General features: G+C 67.2%; 15 protein-coding genes. 7 read left to right on the plus strand and 8 right to left on the minus strand.

Translation table 11 applies throughout. The features are described 5' to 3' along the window. Window positions 1-89 precede the first annotated feature (89 nt). On the minus strand, window positions 90-440 hold the full coding sequence (locus GD970_RS12680) for a carboxymuconolactone decarboxylase family protein (protein ID WP_152203269.1): 351 nt from the start codon (window positions 438-440) through the stop codon (window positions 90-92). Window positions 441-797: 357 nt separating this feature from the next. Then, window positions 798-2,600: a glutaminase A gene (gene glsA / locus GD970_RS12685; protein ID WP_152203270.1), complete on the minus strand. Its 1,803-nt coding sequence runs from the start codon at window positions 2,598-2,600 to the stop codon at window positions 798-800. Window positions 2,601-2,911: 311 nt separating this feature from the next. Between glsA and GD970_RS22690 the strand changes: the two genes are divergently transcribed. Together GD970_RS22690 and GD970_RS12695 are read left to right on the plus strand one after the other, a co-directional pair. Beyond that, window positions 2,912-2,980 carry an alanine:cation symporter family protein gene (locus tag GD970_RS22690; protein ID WP_211489893.1) on the plus strand — a complete coding sequence of 23 codons (69 nt, stop codon included), beginning with the start codon at window positions 2,912-2,914 and terminating at the stop codon, window positions 2,978-2,980. 126 nt (window positions 2,981-3,106) lie between these two features. Next, window positions 3,107-3,769, plus strand: a complete 663-nt coding sequence (locus GD970_RS12695) for a phosphatase PAP2 family protein (protein WP_152203271.1) — start codon at window positions 3,107-3,109, stop codon at window positions 3,767-3,769. Here the strand turns inward: GD970_RS12695 and GD970_RS12700 are convergent. Then, window positions 3,761-4,693, minus strand: coding sequence for a diacylglycerol/lipid kinase family protein (locus GD970_RS12700; protein ID WP_170297350.1), 933 nt, complete (start codon window positions 4,691-4,693; stop codon window positions 3,761-3,763). The genes GD970_RS12695 and GD970_RS12700 overlap by 9 nt on opposite strands. 703 nt (window positions 4,694-5,396) lie before the next feature. Between GD970_RS12700 and GD970_RS12705 the strand changes: the two genes are divergently transcribed. Both GD970_RS12705 and GD970_RS12710 read left to right on the plus strand, forming a co-directional pair. Beyond that, complete coding sequence (locus GD970_RS12705) at window positions 5,397-6,575, plus strand: hypothetical protein (RefSeq protein ID WP_152203273.1); 1,179 nt, start codon at window positions 5,397-5,399, stop codon at window positions 6,573-6,575. Next, complete coding sequence (locus GD970_RS12710) at window positions 6,572-7,036, plus strand: hypothetical protein (protein WP_152203274.1); 465 nt, start codon at window positions 6,572-6,574, stop codon at window positions 7,034-7,036. The genes GD970_RS12705 and GD970_RS12710 overlap by 4 nt, the downstream gene beginning before the upstream one ends. A gap of 243 nt (window positions 7,037-7,279) precedes the next feature. Here the strand turns inward: GD970_RS12710 and GD970_RS12715 are convergent, their stop codons facing one another. Continuing rightward, window positions 7,280-8,269, minus strand: a complete 990-nt coding sequence (locus tag GD970_RS12715) for a phospholipase D-like domain-containing protein (RefSeq protein WP_152203275.1) — start codon at window positions 8,267-8,269, stop codon at window positions 7,280-7,282. 505 nt (window positions 8,270-8,774) lie between these two features. Between GD970_RS12715 and mobF the strand changes: the two genes are divergently transcribed. Then, window positions 8,775-11,342: a MobF family relaxase gene (mobF, locus tag GD970_RS12720; protein ID WP_211489755.1), complete on the plus strand. Its 2,568-nt coding sequence runs from the start codon at window positions 8,775-8,777 to the stop codon at window positions 11,340-11,342. On the opposite strand, the gene GD970_RS12725 is transcribed toward mobF, so the two are convergent. Next, window positions 11,332-11,952 carry a helix-turn-helix domain-containing protein gene (locus tag GD970_RS12725; RefSeq protein ID WP_152203276.1) on the minus strand — a complete coding sequence of 207 codons (621 nt, stop codon included), beginning with the start codon at window positions 11,950-11,952 and terminating at the stop codon, window positions 11,332-11,334. The two genes, mobF and GD970_RS12725, sit on opposite strands and share 11 nt — an antisense overlap. Before the next feature lie 119 nt (window positions 11,953-12,071). Between GD970_RS12725 and GD970_RS12730 the strand changes: the two genes are divergently transcribed. Next, complete coding sequence (locus GD970_RS12730) at window positions 12,072-12,311, plus strand: helix-turn-helix transcriptional regulator (protein WP_152203277.1); 240 nt, start codon at window positions 12,072-12,074, stop codon at window positions 12,309-12,311. A gap of 54 nt (window positions 12,312-12,365) precedes the next feature. Beyond that, window positions 12,366-13,472 (plus strand): tyrosine-type recombinase/integrase, encoded by a 1,107-nt coding sequence (locus GD970_RS12735; RefSeq protein WP_152203278.1) that lies wholly within the window; start codon window positions 12,366-12,368, stop codon window positions 13,470-13,472. 408 nt (window positions 13,473-13,880) lie between these two features. Here GD970_RS12735 and GD970_RS12740 read toward each other — a convergent pair whose 3' ends face one another. The 3 genes from GD970_RS12740 to ychF all read right to left on the minus strand — a co-directional run bounded on the left by GD970_RS12740 (window position 13,881) and on the right by ychF (window position 18,714). Next, window positions 13,881-16,238 carry a hypothetical protein gene (locus tag GD970_RS12740; protein ID WP_152203279.1) on the minus strand — a complete coding sequence of 786 codons (2,358 nt, stop codon included), beginning with the start codon at window positions 16,236-16,238 and terminating at the stop codon, window positions 13,881-13,883. An 80-nt stretch (window positions 16,239-16,318) separates the two neighbouring features. Further along, complete coding sequence (locus GD970_RS12745) at window positions 16,319-17,305, minus strand: hypothetical protein (RefSeq protein ID WP_152203280.1); 987 nt, start codon at window positions 17,303-17,305, stop codon at window positions 16,319-16,321. Between the two features lie 323 nt (window positions 17,306-17,628). Then, window positions 17,629-18,714: a redox-regulated ATPase YchF gene (gene ychF, locus GD970_RS12750; RefSeq protein WP_152203281.1), complete on the minus strand. Its 1,086-nt coding sequence runs from the start codon at window positions 18,712-18,714 to the stop codon at window positions 17,629-17,631. Between the last annotated feature and the right edge of the window lie 116 nt (window positions 18,715-18,830).

The raw sequence follows: 18,830 nt of genomic DNA on the forward strand, positions 1-18,830 counted from the left end.
AGGTGGGCGAGCATTTCCCAGACCGATGGCCGCCACCGTGGCGAAACAGGCTCCCTGCCGTCAGGGCACAAGTTGATCGACTGCTGGGGCTACTCGGGCTCGGACTCGGCCAGTGCCTCCATGCCACCCAGGACGCGCAGCATGTTGCCGGCGGCAGCGGTGATCCGCGGCGTGCCGACCAGCGGCGCGATGGCGACAAGCACTGCCTGCGCCTTCTCAGCGGTCACACCGGAGTCGACGGCGGCGCCGAGGGTCACCGCATAGGACACCGGGGGCGCGTCCAGGGCGACGAGAGCGGCCAGGCGCACGAGGAGATATGTGTCTTGGTCCAGGCCGGAACGTTCAAGGGCATCGATGTTGATCGCAAACACGGTCTCGAGTACCGGGTGGTCCCCCTCAGCGACACTGCTGAGGTTGTCCTTGGGGTCGCTCTGGCTCATGGCTCCTCCTTTACCCGTGGGTGGGACTGCAATCCGAGCCTCGCGGCGCGGCCGTCGTCCGGCTTCACCCTGCGTGGGTGAAACCGGTGGTGATCGGACAGGCTGGACAGCCCTCTTCCCTAGCCCACAGCTGCGGCCCGGCCGCGGCGCTCGGCGCTCATGAATCGGTCGTCCCAACGGCCACGGATATGGCCGCGACCGGTTCGTTGCCGACCCGGTCGGCGTTCGGGCGGCCCGACTGGGGCGGCAATTCAGGGATACAACTCGGACCGCTTTGCCCGATGACACATCAGACGGAGCCGGCGCAAGGTCACCGTGGGTCGCCCGCCTGGAAGGTCCCCGCCGGCGCGGCGTCGGTCAGCGCGACATGGCGACGTTCTCGGCCGCCGACCATCGGTACTCGGCGGCCACGGCAACTGCCGCGTTTCGATAGAGCCTGACCGCCACGGTGGGGTGCTCGGTCTCTACCGTCTGCAGTGCTTCACCGGTGAGCGCGGTGACCGTGGCGGGCGTCTGTGCAACGAGGCGGGGAAGAGCGTTCGTCGTCCCGAATGCGAGTGAGGACACTGCGGTGCCGGCGGAGCGCGAAGTCAGTTTCAACGCATCGCCGAGGGAAGCGGTGCTTGGCTTCTGATCGGCCGCGGACTGCATGGCGATCACCCCTCGGATGACGAAGATCAACGCGTACCCCTCGGTGCCGGAGCGTTCGATGACATCGCCTCGATCGAAGTCCAAGGTTTCGCCGAGTGACTCGATCAGCGCCACGTCTTCGCCGGACATCCCCGCACACAGGTCGTTTGAGGTGAGCGGGACGGCTTCCCGGGGGCCGGGCAGGCCCGCCTCGAGCACCAGCGTGTCTTCGCAGGCCTCCACGGCATCCGAGGCACTCATGAAGTGGGTCCTCCCGGCCGTCAAGGTAGGTGGCCACGGCCCAGACAGGAGCACCGTCGCACCATCCACGTCAAGCTTCCGGATGGTGGCGTCCAGGAGGCGTCGGGCGACCGGATCGACCAAGTCAACGCGGGCGGCGTCGAGCACGAGCCACCGGCATGTCTGATCGGCCATCAGCCGGGAGGTGAACTCGGCCTCCTTGAAGGCCAGGACGCCTTGCAGCTCGATGACGGCGATGGCCCGCGCCGCATCCAGCACCGCCCGTTCGCGCGCTGGCCTGCCGCGCCGCGACCGCACCTGGCTGCCGTGTAGGTGGCGGTGGACCGCGGGCGTGGCGTCGGCCCGCGGGCGCATCACATGCAGGTCGAGCCGCCGGGAAAGCACCTCGCACGCGGCGACCCCGCGGACGCTGTTGCCCTGCCGGTCCAGCCGGGGGCTGAAGGTTCCGATGCCCAACTGGCCCGGCAGCACGACGCTGATGCCGCCACCGACGCCACACTTGGCCGGCATCCCGGTGCGGAACATCCACTCCCCCGAGAAGTCATACAGCCCGCAGGTCAGCATGACGGAGAGCACATAAGTGACCACCTCGGGTCGCACCACCTGTTCACCGGTGACGGGGTTGCGCCCCCCGTGAGCCAGCGTGGCCGCCATGACGGCCAGATCGCGCGCCGTGACGAGGGTGGAACACTGGCGGCAGTAGACCCCGAGCGCTTCCTCGACTCCGAGCCGCAAGGCCCCCATCGAGCGCATCAGGTACGCGATGGCGCGGTTACGGTCCGCGGTCTCGAGCTCGGAGCGCAGCACCCGCTCGTCGATACCGAGGGGCCGTCCGGCGAAGGCAGCGAGACCAGAGAGGATGCGTTGCCACCCCTGCTGCGGGTCGTCGCCGGCAACCAGCGCCGAGGTGACGATCGCGCCGGCATTGACCATCGGATTGAACGGACGTCCCGTGTCCTCCTCGAGGGTCACCGCATTGAACGGATCGCCCGTCGGCTCCACGCCAACGACAGACAACAGTCCCTCCAGGCCACGGTCCTGGATGGCCAGAGCCATCACAAACGGCTTGGACACCGACTGGATGGTGAACGGCTGCTCCGCGTCCCCGGCTGTGTAGACGACCCCGTCGAGCGCAGCCACGGCAAGCCCGAACTTGTCCGGATCGACCTGCGCGAGCTCCGGGATGTAGGTGGCGACATCGCCACCGGTTTGAGGGACGATCTGCGCATGGAGGCGACTGAGAAAGTCGCTGACAGGACTGCCGGTCATCTGCACCTCCACCAGCGGGAAGCGGTCGGAAGCAGCCCCAACTGTGGGTCTGAGTGCCAGGGCACCCAGGCTAACGGAGGTGGGCAGTGGACTTCGTCCAACAGCAGTTCATCGACCCGATCAGCAACTTCCCGTGGAGCTTCCTGCTGATCTGGTTGCTCCTGGGCGCGGGGTTCTACTTGACTTTCCGGACCAAGTTCGTGCAGTCCGGATGTTTGGTCGACTGGTGCGGCAGCTGCGTGGGTCCCGGGAAGGCGGCGGCGAGGGCGTCTCCTCCTTTCAGGCGTTCTGCGTAGGGCCGGGCCTCGCGGGTGGGAACGGGAAACATCGCCGGCGTCGCGATCGCGCTGACCCTGAGTGGCCCAGGCGCCGTGTTCTGAATGTGGTGTGTGGCCTGGGCGCACGCACCGCTGCCACGGGGCGTGGGCAGCAGCACACACTGGTGGCACAAGTCGATGAGTTACGGCCGGCCCTGTCGAGACGGTGCCCGCCGTACCATCGCAACCATGTCCCGGCGGGTCGACGAGCACCGGACGGCCACGGCTGTCGCGCCGGGATCGCACGCGGGGCGGGGAGGGCGGCGCCCGATGCCGCACGCGCTGCGCGAGCTTGGGGCGCTCGACCGCGCGGTGTATCACGCCGTGGCGGTGACGCCCACGCCTCACCTGGACGACGTCTTCCGCCTGCTCTCGACGGCCGCGAACCACTCGCGGCTGTGGCTCGGTATGGCGGGGGCGATCGCCATGCTGGGGGGCAGACGCGGTCGGTTGGCCGCGTTGGAGGGCGTGCTGTCCATCGCCGCCACCTCCGCGGCCGTCAACCTCGGCATCAAGCCGGTCGTCCGTCGGCGGCGTCCAGAGCGCTCGGCGTCTGCGCGGCGCCCGGCGCGGATGGTGCCCACGCCGACGTCCACCTCGTTTCCGTCCGGCCACTCCGCGTCGGCCTTCGCCTTCGCGTATGCGGTGAGCCGCCGCTACTCGATGCTTGCGCTGCCGGTCGGCTTGTTGGCGGCCGCGGTTGCGTATTCCCGGGTCCACACCGGCGTGCACTACCCGAGCGACGTCGTGCTGGGCTCGCTCATCGGGGCCGGGACGGCCGCCGTCGTGACGGCCGCGCTCCAGGACCGGCTGTCGCCACGAGAGCAGCCGGTGCGCGGCCACCTACCCTGACCCACGGCGGACGGTGGGCAGCCTCCGCCCCGGCGTCGCCATCCGCCGGCGTGCCGCGGGCGAGGCACCCGGATGGCGCGGCGAGATGCGCACCCGGAGCGCCCGTGGGCGCATGGCGAACCGGAGCGGTGAGCTCAGCGCCACCGCCTCCCCGTCGACACCCGCGTCCACCGTGGTGCCGGCGAGGATCTCGAACTCCGGGGCGGTCCAGGCGCGGCCCCGACCGGGGCCACGGTCTGGCGCATCGAGGATGAGGATGCCCAGCAGACCACTGTCGAGCGACGCGCGCCCCCCGGGGACGGGCGGGTCGAGCGCGTAGGGGTTGTTCGACACGAGCACGACGGCGAGCTGTGCGTGCTCGCGTCCGGCATCGTCGGTCAGACGCAGCGTGGATGCCCCTCCCATGGGAGACAGCACCGCCTGGGCGACCTGCGCCAGGGTGCGCACCTTGGCGTCGCGATAGGTCGACTGGCTGACCGCCTCGCCGTAGATGCCCAGGGAGACGTTGTTCAGGAAGGTGCGGCCGTTGACCTCGGCCAGGTCGATCCGGCGCTCGACGCCGTTGAACGCGTCCAAGGCGCCGTCCAGGTCGCGCCGATCCACACCCAGGTCGGCCGCGAAATGATTGCGTGTGCCGGCGGGGATACAGATGAAGGGGAGGCCGTGCTTCGCGGCGGCCGTGGCCACCACGGCGAGAGATCCGTCCCCACCCGCCATCCCGAGCGCGTCCGCGCCCGCTGTCACGGCATCGTGCACGTGTTGTGACAGGTCGTGGCCCGCCTCGAGGACGACGACGTCGATCCCACGGTCACGGGCCTTCTGGGCGAGCCCCGCCCGCGTGGCCGCACCGTTGCCCGATCGTGGGTTGATGAACAGCGCCGGCCGCTCGGGCGGATCGGCAGGACTCCATCCGTACCGGCTCACTCCATGTGCGGACTTCGTACGGCCAACCGGCGACTCAGTCATGGGGGCGTCCAAGTCAGGTCGTCACGGGGTTTGCTGACCCGGAAAGCCCAGCGTACCTCGCCGGTACTCACCCACGCCGTCCTCGACCTAGCCCGTCGGTACATGGCTAGACGAGCGAAGCTCCGCACAGCCGCCTCACCGTTCCCGCCGCCCGAGACCGCATCCGACACCTGGGGCAGCGCGTCGTGTCGGGGAGTCCCTACCGGCTGTTGCGCCCGACGGGATTCCTGTCGGACTGCCAGTCCCGTTACCCCGTCTGCGGAAATGAGGCGATTCAGACGTTGAAGCGGAACGATTCCGCCGGTTTCTGACTGATTGCGGTCCTCGTCGGTAGACGACGGAAACATGCCCTGACCTGGGCGAACGTCACTATCAGACCGTTGGGTCTGGTTGGTTGTCATCGGGCTCCGCGGATCTTCTTGCGGACTGTTTGCGGACTGCTAGGCGCCCGGCACACGTGCGGGACGAGGCCGGCTGGCGCGCCGAGCTCGAAGCGCTGGCTCGCTCGGCGTGGCATCGATGCTTAGGGGACACCTTGCGGACGCCTGGCCGTCCGCGGGATCACGTGGTGCCCACCTGTCCCATATGACACGCCCGCAAAACTGTCCGGTGAAAGGCTCCCTATTCGGTACGCTTGGTTCATAAAGATCGGATACGCGGGATGACCATTGACGTTCTCCTGGAGGGCGATTCCGTCCCCATCGACGAAGCGGTGTTCAGGACGCTGCTCGATAACTCGGTCGCAGGGACGTACGTCGACTACGAGAAGGCGCTCGCTGCGGGCTCGATTCCCTTTCCCGCCCTGGTCCGGCTAGCGCGCAAGGGCGACATCCCGTACCCGTTGTTCTTCGCGCCGCTCCGGCTCGTCGAGGCCCAGGTGGCGGCCAAGACCCGGAAACTGCTGGCGGGGGTCAGCAGGGACACGTTCCAGATCGGCACCCGCGAGAAGGTGGAGCTCCGGGACGTGGAGCTAATCGTCAAGGACCTGATCCGCAAGCAGGAGCTGCTCAAGCGGCACGACGGCTCGCTCGCGAGGAACAAGATCGTCGGTGTGCTGCGCAAGCCCGGCGCGTCGCCCGAGGCGGATGCGGCCCGGCTCATGTCCGCTATCGGACTGACCCACGCGGATCTGCGCTCGTGCCGGAAGAAGGAGGTGGCGCTGGAGCTGATGATCGAGCGGTTGGAGGCCAACCAGGTCCTAGTGGCCCGGAGCGTGCAGCACTACATGCCGCAGCGCCTGACCCATGTGAGCTTCAGCGGGATGACCGTCCGGGACTCAAAGGTGCCCTTCGTGTTCCTGGCGGGCGGCGACCACGGCGACCACCAGGAACCGGTTGGGCGCACGCTTTTTACCCTGGCCCTGATGTCCGTGCTCGTGGCGCGCAGGATCTTCAAACCCGTCACCTGGGACGGCCAGAGCACAGGAACCGATTTCGGACGCGAATACGACGTTGCGGGGGCGATGCTCATGCCCACGGAGCGGATGCGGGCACTGGGCCCTGCGTCGCTCGACGACATGAAGAGCGCGGCCGACGAGTTCAAGGTCACCCCGAGCGCTGTGACCGTCCGGGCGATGCGGCTGGGGCAGATCAGCGGGGAGACAGCGCGCGCCCACCTGGACCAGCTCCGCGAGGAGTTCTGCGGACGCCCCGAGAGGAAGGGCATGACCCCGATCAGGCCGGAGAACGCCGTGCGCAAGTACGCCGGCCGGGAGCTGTCCCGCAGGATGCTCGACGTCATGGACTCCGGCGGCATGACCCCGAAAGAGTTCTGCCGCGCGGTGTGCCTGAACAAGCTCGGACAGGACCAGATAAGCGACCTGAGGAGGGCGGTGGGTTGACCGACTTCGGGACCGTGTACGTCGTCGACACCAACACTCTCAGCCAGCTGGGACGGCGGCGGCGCGCCGGCACGTTCTTTCTGGAGAAGGCGAGAATCCCGAGCGAGGTCCTGCACGAGGCCGACCAGTTCCACGATCTCCAAGCGCTGCAAGGGCTCGAACACCCGACCACGCCCTCGGTGCTGCAATGGCTGACCCGGGTCATGGCGACGGTGCCGATGGACGACACGAGGCTCGTCGACCTGTACGCCAACCGCGGCGGCGCGGACCCCCTGGTCGTCGCGTGTGCACTGGACGGCCGGGACCGCGAGAGGCAGTACCTCAACCCCCAGGAATGGGCCGTGGTGACCGCCGACAACGCGGTACGCGCCAAGGCTGAAGAGTTCGGGCTTCGGGTTCTCAGCAACACCGAGTTCGCGGCCCTGATCGACACGGCGGAGGACTCCGGCACGCCGGAATGACTCCCGACTGCCGGCACCTGCCTGTGAGCGCTCCCTGGGAGCGGCGCGGCACGGCCGGCACAGCAAAAGAGAAGTCCTGGTCAGGAGTGGGAAACCCCGGCGACTACGAGCGGCCCCAATCGGGCTATTCGCAGTTGAGGGTGTAGCGGGGTGGGCGCGTCGTTGGGTGGATGGGGAGGCAGGCATTCCGAAGGTGGAGGTTCCTACGCCGCCCACCGACAAGCCGTGCGAATTGAACCGCGGTCAGTTCGATGCGAGGCGCGCGAGGGCGCGCACCCCTGCCGTGAATTGATCAAACTTTAGGCTGACGTGGCCGTTCTGGAGCCCTTGGCCCCGAATCCCCAACTCTTCGAGCTTGAGCTCCATGAGCGTGGAAGGGACTAAGCGCGGCGCAGTGCGGTTGATCCACGGCCAGCGGGCCAGTGCGTCCGGCGTGTATCCGGCCGCCCACTCGGCGTAGTCCTGCGGCTGGAATTCTGGATCGGAGATCACTTCCACGACTGCGTAACAGTCGTAGGTGGCCTTCGCGCAGATGATGACGAGGTCGCCGGGACGAAAACCTGGCTTGCCCTTCTTCGGGCTGGCGATCCACGACTCCTGTCGCCAGCCGTCGAGCCCGGGCTCGCCGTACTCGAGCTTGAGCCACAGGGACCGCTGGGGGTCGCGCGCGTCGGCAAGGAGCTCTTCAGCCAGTTTCAGCGCCGAGGCGGCATCGAGTTCGTGCTCCTGCCCTCGCACGGAGGTCCTGGTCAGGCGGCGCGACTCCTCCAACAGCTCATCGAGGTCACGATGCCCGATAACCCGAGCGGGCCAAGCGAGGATCACCGCTCGTGCTTGTTCGGCCTGGGCTGGATCGAGCTCGACCCCCAGTTCGCGGTTCGCCCCGGCAGAGCTGCCCAGACCGGCCCCGGTGAGATTGGCGGATCCGAGCATGCCTCTGCTGCCGAGCACGAAGCACTTGGCGTGCAGCCGTTCGACGTGACGTACTTCGAAACCGGAATCGAGCATGCGGCGCAGCCCCTGCACTGATAGGTACCCGTTGGCGACGGCGCTCGGGTCCAGACTCGTCGCAAGAAGCCATGACACGGAGGTGGCGTGAGCAGTCTGTGCAAGGCGGTTGCAGACCTCGAAGGTTAGGTACGGACTGGTCAGGACCACATCACCGTCGAGATCAGCCAGTGAATCCTTCAGCCAGTCCCACGCCGACTCGAGCAATTGCTTCTGCAACCCCATGGATAAACGGTAATGCGGCACTTCGCGATTGAGGGTATAGCCGGGGGTTGGCGCGTCGATCGCCTGAAGGGTGCCTGACAGTACTTTCGCTCGCCTTGACATAGCCACTTCGCTTAGTTCCCGCCTTCCGGGAGCCGGGCCGGACGAGGGTCAGCCCGCCGATCACCTCCCTCGGCCCGGCGTGCCGATCACCCAGGCCGAGCCCGCCCACCTCGGCCGCACCTCAACGGCGCGCCGAGCAATAACGACGTGGCCACCCCCGGAGAGCCCCCCTTCCCCACTCCGTTGCGCACCCGTCGCTGGAAATCGTTGACATTCCACTGCCGCCAGAATCTGCTCCCACCTATTACCTCCCGGCCCCTCTCACGCCCTCCCTATCAAGCGGCACGCATGCTACGAAGGACGTGGATGGGCCGCCCGGGATCGGGCGGCCCACGCGGCATTTTTAGGGGTCCGTTGGTTATCGACGGACGTCGTGGGGGCGGTGGTCCGGGTGCATGGTGGGGTGAAGTTCTACCGCGGCGCGGCGAAGGCCGCCCGGGCCTACGTCGAGCGCGATCGGTCCCGAGCTGACGACTATTACCTCGGTGAGGGAACCGGCGTCGCCGGGCGACTCACCGCGACACCGGAGAGCGTCGAGCGCGCGGGGTCAATGGACGGCGACACCTATGAGCAGTGGGTCGCCGGCATCGACATCGACACGGGCCGGCCGAAGGGCTGGATCCGCAAGGACGCTAACGCGCTGCGATTCGTCGAGGTCACCGTCAACGGCCCCAAGACTTGGTCGCTCGCCGCCGCGCATTATCCGGAGGTCTCTGCCGCGCTGGACCAAGCCCAGGACCGAGCCGCCACCGAGATCGTCGGCTGGGTCGCCCAGCATGCGACGACGCGCGTCGGGCCGCGTGGAGGGCAGGTGCAGGTACCGGTCGAGAGAATCGAGGCCGCGGCCATCCGGCACTACACCTCTCGTGCAGGTGATCCGCACCGGCATCTTCATCTGCAGCTCAATGCCCGCGTCTACGCGGCCGGCGCCTGGCGCGGTATCCATTCTGTAGGAATCCGCGACAGTATCGAGGCGATCAACGGCATTGGTCATGTCGCGGTCGCGACCGACCCGCGGTTCCGGGCGGTGCTCGCGGCGCACGGGTTGACGCTCGATCCGGGAACGAGCGAGATTCGCCAGCTGATCCCGTACGTTGGGGCCTTCAGCGCCCGGACCGCGCAGATCCGTCGCAACGTCAACCGCTACGAAGGTGAGTGGCGCAGCAAGCACCCCGGCGAGGAGCCGGGTCCCCGGCTGCGAGAGGCGTGGGGCCGGCGGGCGTGGACACAAGCCCGCCCAGACAAGGTCGTCCCGACGGACGGCCGGGACCTCGTGGCACGCTGGAACGGCGAGCTGCGCGAGCTGGGCTACCGCGACCCGACCGAACCTGTTCCCCTGGCGGGGACACGCCCAGGCTGGATCGACCGCGATGCCGCAGCCGACCTCGTCGTCGCCATCCTCGGGGCGAAGAGGTCGGCATGGAACACCGCCGACATCCGCGGGAAGACCGAGGTCCTCCTCGCACAGACCTGCCTCCTCGCCGACCCGGCCGCGCGAGCCGAGCTCGCCGAGGACATCACGGCCCGGGCCACGAACCGGTGCGTCAGGTTGCTCACCCGGACCGACGTGCCCGAGCATATCCGGTCGTTCAGCTCACCGCGGGTTCTCGAGGTCGAGGCGGAGATCGTCGCTCGGCTCGCACGCCGGGCGGCCCAGCCCGCCCGCAAGGTGCGCATGGGCGGGCGCGGCCTGGTCCGGATCGACCCGGCCCAAGCCGCCGTGGCCGGTGCCCTGGCCGGCGACGGACCCCTCGTGGTGGTCGAAGGTGCCGCGGGTGCCGGGAAGACCACCACGCTTCGGTGCACTCGGGAACTGCTGTCCCTGAGGGGACATCGGCTGATGGTGGTGACGCCGACGTTGAAGGCGGCCGAGGTCGCCGCAGCAGAAACCGGCGCCGACGGTCACTCCGCTGCCTGGCTGATCCACCAGCACGGATGGCGCTGGGACGCCGACGGACACTGGGCCCGGCAGCCGGACGCAGCCCCCGATCCCAGCGCACGGCTCCGGGCCGGGGACCTGCTGCTCATCGACGAGGCCGGGATGCTCGACCAGGACACCGCCCGAGCGCTGCTCACCATCGCCGACGAGACCGGCGCACGGGTGGCGTTCGTCGGAGACCGGCACCAGCTTCCGGCCGTCGGGCGGGGCGGCGTCTTCGACCACGCGGTGGCGTGGGCGCACCCAGCCGCCGTCGCCACCTTGGAGAAGGTCCACCGATTCACCGACCCCGACTACGCCGCGCTCAGCCTGTGGATGCGTAACGGCGACGACGCCGGCGGCGTGTTCGACGCCCTCCACCGCCGCGGACACATCGTGATTCACCCCTCCGAGGCCGAACGCACCGCCGCCCTCTCCGACGCCGGCACCAGCGGGGACCTCGTCATCGCCGACACCCGCGAACAGGTCGCCGAGCTCAACGCCGCCATCCGCGACCGCTACGGCGACGACAGGGCCCGCTCTGCCATCACCACTGCTGCCGGCGATCGGATCGGGATCGGGGACCGAGTCGCGACCCGACGCAACGATCCCGACCTGCAGGTCACGAACCGCCAGACTTGGACCGTCACCGGGATCGGCAAGGATGGCAGCCTCCTTCTGCGCGGGCGGGGCCGGGATCGAGAGATCCCGTCCGACTATGCGACCCGGTTCGTCGAGCTCGCCTACGCCACCACCGTCCACGGCGCCCAGGGAAGCACCGTCACGAAGGCTCACGTCGCCATCGGTGAACACACCGGTGCCGCGTCGGCGTACGTCGCCATGACCCGCGGCCGACAGACCAACGTCGCGCACCTTGTCGCTGCCAACGTCGACGAGGCCCGCAACCGATGGATCGAGATCTTCAGCCGCGACCGCGCCGACCTCGGGCCAGCGCACGCCCGACGCCAGGCAATCGGCGCGATCGACCGCTACGGCCCTCAGCGCCGGCATCGGCCGGTCCGGGCGGCCGGCGACCGCAGCCTCAGGCTGTGACAGGACGGCGCCGCCCTCCCTTGGCCCTTCGTGGCCAGACCATGCCGATGTCCGCTGCCATCCGCGCGTTGATCCCTGCGGGGTCGCGCGGCGGATCGTCCCGGGAGGCGCCACCGTTGGCCTCATCGATCAACGGCTGCCAGGCCGCGCGGACCGAGTCAGGAAGGTCCATGTTGGGCCAGGCCTCGACCAGCAGGGCGGCGTCGACAGTCTCGAGGAGCATGTCGTCGAGGCCGCGGCACAACACCAGTTCGTAGAACTCGGCCCGCTCACTCGGATCCGAGAGGTCCCAGATCTCCTTGCCGTCGGCGTATGCCCCGAAGGGGAAGACCTGGACGCGCGAGAAGCACAAAGGCACCGGGACCTGCCACAGCCGGTTCGGCACCGGAAACGACCCGAGCGCGGGGTCCTCCACATAGACGAACTCGACCCGACGCTTCACCGCGAGCTCCGCGTCAGCCGCATCGAGCAACCGCTCGACGACCTCCAGTGTCGGTGACTTGCGGCGCGACTCGTACTCCGAGACCGACGACTGCTGGGTCCTCGCCAACTCGGCCAACCGACGCTGCGACAAGCCCGCCGCCCGGCGGGCGAACTCGATCACCGTCATCGGTTCCACTCGTCAATGATCGCCGATCATCGATTGGATTGCTATGCACACCTCCTTGCTGAGGCCGGAAACACCGGCCGACGACCCCGCGGGGTCGAATGCACCAAGGAGCAGCAATCATGACCGCATCACCGACCAACCCCAGTGAGAACCGTCCCATCAAGAACCCCGGCGACGAGATGCTCACCCTTCAGGAAGTTTGCGCCTACCTCCGTATCCCCGAAGGCACCCTGCGCTACTGGCGCCACCTCGGCGCGGGACCGCGCAGCTTCAAGATCGGCCGCCACGTCCGCTACTGGCGCGCCGACGTCGTCCGCTGGCTGGCCGAGCAGGCCAACCGTCCACAGAACCACCGCTGACACCGCCGTCGTCGGCTGGCAGACGGACGATGGAGTCATCCCGGAGGGAGCGTCATGGCGGGGAACATCGCTAAACGGGCCAACGACAAGTGGCGGGCGCGGTACCGCGACGAGGCCGGCAAGGAGCACGCACGGCACTTCGATCGCAAGATCGACGCCCAGCAGTGGCTGGACCAGGTCACCTCGGCGGTGGTCACGGGCACGTACGCCGATCCCCAGGCCGGACGGATAACGTTCGCGGCGTTCTTCGGCGAGTGGTCGGCCCGGCAGGTCTGGGCGCCCGGAACCGTGCTCGCGATGTCGCTGGCGGCCAGATCAGTGCCCTTCATGGGCAAGCCAATGAAGCAGGTCCGCCGTTCCGATGTCGAGACCTGGATCAAGCACATGGAGGCCGCGGGCCTCGCCCCTGGCACGATCAAGACGCGGTACGTCAACGTCAGGTCGGTGTTCCGTGCCGCCGTCAAGGACAGGGTGATTGGCTCCGACCCGACCGACGGCGTACGCCTCCCCCGTGGTCGTCGGGCGGATGTGGCGATGTCGATCCCCACTCCGGAGGAGGTGGGACAGCTCATGGCTGCGGGTGACGAGCGGTTCCAGCCATTCATCGCCCTCTGCGCGTTCGCCGGCCTACGGCTCGGCGAAGCCGCCGGAGTCCAGCTCGGCGACGTGGACTTCCTTCGCAGGTCGCTCAAGGTCTCCCGCCAAGTTCAGCGCATCAACGGCGGCGGGATCGACGTCCGACCGCCGAAGTACGGCTCCGAGCGCGTCGTCTACATCGCCCACAGCCTCGTCAACCTGCTCGCCGAGCACGTGACCAACCACGGCACCACGGGCAAGAATCGCTGGCTCTTCACCGGCGAGGAGGATGGCCCGCCACACCAGAACACCGTCGCCTACTGGTGGCGACAGACGCTGCGGAACGCCGGACTGTCCGGAATCAAACTCCACGACCTGCGGCACTTCTACGCCTCCGGGCTGATCGCTGCGGGCTGCGATGTCGTGACCGTCCAGCGCTCGCTGGGCCACTCGAAGGCGACGACGACCCTCAACACCTACGCCCACCTCTGGCCCACCGCCGAGGACCGCACGAGGAAGGCAGCGGAATCGATCATGTCGGCGTCGCTTGACCAGCCCGCCGAGTTGGCGAGGGTCACGACTTAGTCTCGATCGACCAATGGAGCGGGTGGGGTGGCCCGACGTGGGGCCGTCGGTCTTGCGTGCGGGACCGCATTCGCCGTCTAGACACGGCCTCGCCAGATTCCTGTGGTCCCAAGAGAGATTCGCAGCGACACCGGGAAGGCGGCCGCGGCATCACCCGTCGTAGCGGTTCGAGCCGGTAGCCGTAAAAAAGAGATAGGCGACCAGCGCCAGCGCTCCGAGCACAAAGGCCCCCAGAACAGGAATGCCACGCCGCCGATGATGATTCCGCCGATACCTTCCAACGTTGCGCGAACTTTTTGCCATCTACTCATTGCCCGCAAACCTCCTGCCTTGTTTGAACCGACGCTTGACGGCATCCAGCGCGATCGCGCGCACGACCCTGCTCTCTGGCTCGAGGAACGATCGAGGCTAGGGGCCAGCCGGGTTGTGTAGAACCCGTCGGGCTGCCGGCGCGGACGATCCGAGCTGCTCGAGTATTGACACCGTCACTGCCCTCCTTGCTCGCCCCACGGCGATGTCGATGGCCCTCATGGACTCCGAGCCCCAGGTCATAGTCGTCGCGAAGCAGACTTCGCGCGCACCCAGGATCTCTGCGGCATCCAGCAACTTGGTCACGTCGCGGACTCGCTCCTTCTCATTCTGACCGTCGAGCTTGCCAACGCTCTTCGCCTCGCCTATCACGAGCCCGTCACGTGACATGAAAGCGAAGTCGATCTCCACTTTCGGGCGGATCTCACCCTCGACGAGAATCTCGAGTTCGAACTCGACGTCGTAAGCGCGTCGAGCAGCAGCGAACTGCCGGACCGCCAGGATCGGAACGTCACCGTTGCTTTGAAGGAACTGAGTGACCGTGGGATGAAGGCTGTAGTACCACCTCGGCTCGCCCTTCGGATCGCGCCAGCGCTCTTGAGCGAGCGCATTACGCGACCCACACCGCTTGCAGTCGAAGTGTGTTCCGACTTCGTCGATCCGATAGAAGTCCGGCCACGGACAGATGGCACATTCAAGGACGAGTCCCATCCTGATGGCCCCAGCCTCGATCAGTTCGTCGAGCCAGGATCGGATGCCTGGGCGCGCTACGGCGCTGTCTGCGATTCGTTCGAGGGCCGCTAGAGGAACAACGCAGATTCCCGAAACCATTAGCCGGGCGTTCTCGTTGGTGACCCCATCGCCCTTGTCAATCGGACCGTTCTTGGTCTTCGTCGTTGTGAGAGCGTCCAATAGGACACGCCGGCTACCGGCAAGGTCATCGGCAAGGCGCTCGCGGCCGCGCCAGAGCTCTGAAGCGAGCCGACCCGTTCGCCCCGCATGCGAAGACTGAACCCGGTGCCCGCTGGACGCCGCGGCGAGACCGAGTGTGTTCATTAAGCCAGGCCACCGCAACCGCGGCTGCGCCAGTTGGCCGTACTTGGATGCGCCGGAGGCAACAAAGTCGAAGCGCCCGGATTCGAAGGAGATCGACCGACCAGACGGCCGAACGAAGGTCTCGTACTTGTCTTGCACGGAAGCCATGAGGTCACTGCCACGAACAGCAGGGTGCGAATGAATCGGGTGCTCAGACCACTCGGTGTCGACGATCCATCCCCGAGGGCTATTAGCTAGGTCCTCGGGGGCCAGGAGAGGGAACGTCGTTGCCATCTCCGCTGATCCATCGCCAGAGATCGTGACCGGTACAGCGAACCGCTCATCCCACCGATCGTTCAGACGCAGATCGATCCGTCCCGGCGAGTCCAGCTCTTCGGGCGGTACGTATTTCCACGGCTCCTCAGTCTCGGAGGGATCCCACATGGACCGCGCCGCCCAGAGCCGCCTCATGAAGTCCATGCACTGCTCTTCAGACCACGACGCGCTCGTAATTACGAACTTGCGGTCGGCTCTCAGTCGGCTCCAGTCGACGGCACTACCGAGCCACCGGTGCCAGCGCTTGTGCCTGCCAGTGAATGGCAACCAGATACCAGTCCCGACCAAGCGGTCCCAGAGCATTGCGATAGCCATGTCGTTCGCGGTTCTGCCCAAGACCAACACGGGACTCTTGCGCACGAAGCCGTGGCTGATCCACGACAGGCCTCGTCTCGTTGCCTCGAATGGCGATCCCACTTGGATGGCGTCGTCGCGCGTTAGTAGGCCGGCCACTTCCCTATGACTCAGTGAGCCATCTGATATCCGCCGCACCTCGAGAGGGCTGATTGGTCGGCCGTTCCGGATCGCTATCGCCAAGTCAACCAGTTCGTCGCCAGACTCCAACAGGATCTGGTGGGCATGGTCGCCCTCGACCGCAGAGAGCTCACTTGGCATGCTGCCCATCGGGTGCACGGAGTAGATCCTCTGATCGCCGTCGTCATCCCCGAACGTCGACAAATCGCTGGCCAACGCTGTGAGACTGTCGCGACCGATGGTCACGGCAATCACCTGCCGGCCATGCTCTTCAGTCTGTGCGAGGAAGTCCTTGCGTTCCTGTCCTTCGAGAGTCTTTCCGTCAACCGTGATCGGAAGCAGTCCAGGTTGTAGCGCCTCCCTGTCACCCACTGTGACCTGAAGGGTGGTGAGGTAGTCGGGGTCGTAATGTCGCAAAAGGCGGGCCACCGCAGGAGCGAATCTCCCCTGGGAGACCGGGAGAAGAACGCCGCCCGCCCCTCCCCATGTCCTACTGAAGAACTCCATCCCTCGGAAGGCGAAGTACTCCCAGTCCTCGTCCGGGATCGCAATGGCGACCCTCGGCGCACGCAATGAGGCCATCAAGCCCGCGAACTCCATGCTTTGGGTCACGCCATGACCTTAGTGGCGAGCCCGCGAAGAGCCAGAACACGCTCAGGCGTTTGCGTCCCCACGCCAACGGGCGAGACGCGTTACGACGATTCCGGCTCAGCCACAACGAACTCTCCTCCGTCGGGCTCACCTTCGCCTGTCCTGCGATAGGTGCCGTGCGCGCCGAGGAATTCAATCATCACCTGAACTGCCTCGCCCGCCTCCCAGTTACTCGCTGTGGCGGCCCGATGCGCGGCATCGTTGCGGAGCCTGTTAAGTCGGCGCAATTGAGCGATCGGCACAGCGAGCTCTAAGCCGGACTCCTTGGCGATCGAGATGTAGTCACCGAGCGCGCTCCTGGTATTGAGTCTGCGACGCTGAACTTCGGGCAGGTCGGCCTCGTGCTCGCGGACGTGCCGCCCGATGGCGATCTCAAGCGCGGTCGCCGCGTCGATGATCGCGCGTCGGTTCGCATTGCGCCTCTGGGCAGCGCGCGCATCTCGGCTCAGGACCTCCTCGAGCGGTGGCTCAGTCCCTTGCTGGACGTAATTAAGGATCTCCGCCCATTCACTTCTGTGGAGCGGCGTGACGCGGGGCGTAGCGGCAACGAGGCCAAGAGCGCCCTCGTGGGGTGGCTCAATGAAAGTTAATCCGGCGCCAACCACCTCCGCGTCGTATACGCGGTGACGGGGATCTAGGTCCTGTCCGGTCACAACTTCCACCCAGGTGCGCACATTGTCGAACCAGCCATCGATGGACTCCGCCAGCTGGTGATCGGGCGTGAACCATGATCGATGGTCATAGGTCGGACCCTTAACAACTGCCACACCGACGCGGTGAACGGCTGTGGCGGGCCGACGAGACTCCGGAATGAACGCACCGTACTCCTGCGCCCAGACAACCAACTCGCCGCTCAAGGTTGACATCTCTATTCCGGGCACGGCGGGCGGTGCACCCACAGGTGGATGATCGTGCGGCATAACGATGTCAAACTGGAGCGCGCCGTATCCAGTCGGGTAGCTTGCTCCGAGCGTCTCGCGCGTGACCCAAATTGGGACAGGCAACTCGAAGATTGCGCGCACATCCATGTCCGGCTCCTCTATCCCCGGTCGCTGTCGCTAAGTCGCGGTCAGCATGCTCCAAGTCCCTCATGCCGGATCTAGCGACGGCCCGGCACCTGCTCCGGCCAGCCGAACCCTTCGGCTCGTAAGACGACGTTCCATTGCCGCCAGCCGCAGAGGTCCGCCATCACTCAGGGAAGTGGCGTCACAGAGCGCCAGCGGGTAACAGCGAACCTGAGACAGATAGGCCCCACGAATAGCCCGGTCGAGCCCGTCCTGCTGAAGCTCCTGCGGACTTCGTGCGGACTGGAGGCTCCGACACCACCTCTGACCTGCATAGACGCTCCGATTCACACGTTGAAGCGGAACTCCACGACGTCGCCGTCCTGCATGACGTAGTCCTTGCCCTCCATGCGCATCTTGCCGTGGGCCCGGGCCTCGGCCACCGAGCCGAGCTCGACGAGGTCGTCGAAGGAGATGACTTCCGCCTTGATGAAGCCGCGCTCGAAGTCGGTGTGGATCACGCCCGCCGCCTGCGGGGCGGTCCAGCCCTTGTGGATGGTCCAGGCGCGGGCCTCCTTCGGCCCGGCGGTGAGGTAGGTCTGCAGGCCCAGGGTCTCGAAGCCCACCCGGGCGAGCTTGTCCAGGCCGGCCTCGTCCTGGCCCGTCTCGGCGAGCATCTCGGCGGCCTCGTCGGGCTCGAGCTCGACGAGCTCGGACTCGAACTTGGCGTCGAGGAAGATTGCCTCGGCCGGCGCGACGAGCTCGCGCAGCTCGGCCTGCATGGACTCGTCGGCCAGCCCGGCGTCGTCGGTGTTGAAGACGTAGATGAACGGCTTTGAGGTCATGAGCTGGAAGGTGGCGAGGACCTCGGGGTCGAGCCCCGCCGCCTGGGCGCCGGCGGAGAGCAGCGTGCCGGCCTCGAGCACCTTCATGGCGCCCTTGGCGGTCTCGAGCACCTCGGGGTCGGTCTTCTTGCCGCGCACCTCCTTCTCGAGGCGAGGCAGCGCCTTCTCCAGGGTCTGCATGTCGGCGAGGATCAGCTCGGTGGAGATGGTCTCGATGTCGTCCTTGGGGTCCACCCGACCCTCGACGTGGACGACGTCGGAGTCCTGGAACGCGCGGGTGACCTGGCAGATCGCGTCGGCCTCGCGGATGTTCGCCAGGAACTGGTTGCCCAGGCCCTCGCCCTCGGAGGCGCCCTTGACGATGCCGGCGATGTCCACGAACGACACGGTGGCGGGCACGATCCGCTCGGAGCCGAACACTTCGGCGAGCTTGTCGAGGCGCTTGTCGGGCAGCGGCACCACGCCCACGTTCGGCTCGATGGTGGCGAAGGGGTAGTTCGCCGCGACGACGCTGGCGCGGGTCAGGGCGTTGAACAGGGTCGACTTGCCGACGTTGGGCAGTCCCGCGATTCCGATGGTGAGGGCCACGTGGGCCGAGTCTACGTCCTGGCCACGCCGGCTCCGGCGTGAGGTTGCCCGCCCCGGCCCCCCGGGGCGGCCGCGGCGAGCCGGTGACCGCGATGTCGGTGGGGCCTGAGAAGGTG

Origin of the sequence: Georgenia thermotolerans, assembly GCF_009193185.1 — a bacterium.
In the GTDB taxonomy this organism is placed as follows: domain Bacteria; phylum Actinomycetota; class Actinomycetes; order Actinomycetales; family Actinomycetaceae; genus Georgenia; species Georgenia thermotolerans.

Excerpts from the sequence above, each read along its gene's own strand:
- GD970_RS12705 (WP_152203273.1), top strand. The coding sequence starts at position 5,397 with ATGACCATTGACGTTCTCCTGGAGGGCGATTCCGTCCCCATCGACGAA.
- GD970_RS12680 (WP_152203269.1), bottom strand. The coding sequence starts at position 440 with ATGAGCCAGAGCGACCCCAAGGACAACCTCAGCAGTGTCGCTGAGGGG.
- GD970_RS12725 (WP_152203276.1), bottom strand. The coding sequence starts at position 11,952 with ATGACGGTGATCGAGTTCGCCCGCCGGGCGGCGGGCTTGTCGCAGCGT.
- GD970_RS12695 (WP_152203271.1), top strand. The coding sequence starts at position 3,107 with ATGTCCCGGCGGGTCGACGAGCACCGGACGGCCACGGCTGTCGCGCCG.
- GD970_RS12745 (WP_152203280.1), bottom strand. The coding sequence starts at position 17,305 with ATGGATGTGCGCGCAATCTTCGAGTTGCCTGTCCCAATTTGGGTCACG.
- glsA (WP_152203270.1), bottom strand. The coding sequence starts at position 2,600 with ATGACCGGCAGTCCTGTCAGCGACTTTCTCAGTCGCCTCCATGCGCAG.
- GD970_RS12735 (WP_152203278.1), top strand. The coding sequence starts at position 12,366 with ATGGCGGGGAACATCGCTAAACGGGCCAACGACAAGTGGCGGGCGCGG.
- GD970_RS12715 (WP_152203275.1), bottom strand. The coding sequence starts at position 8,269 with ATGGGGTTGCAGAAGCAATTGCTCGAGTCGGCGTGGGACTGGCTGAAG.
- GD970_RS12730 (WP_152203277.1), top strand. The coding sequence starts at position 12,072 with ATGACCGCATCACCGACCAACCCCAGTGAGAACCGTCCCATCAAGAAC.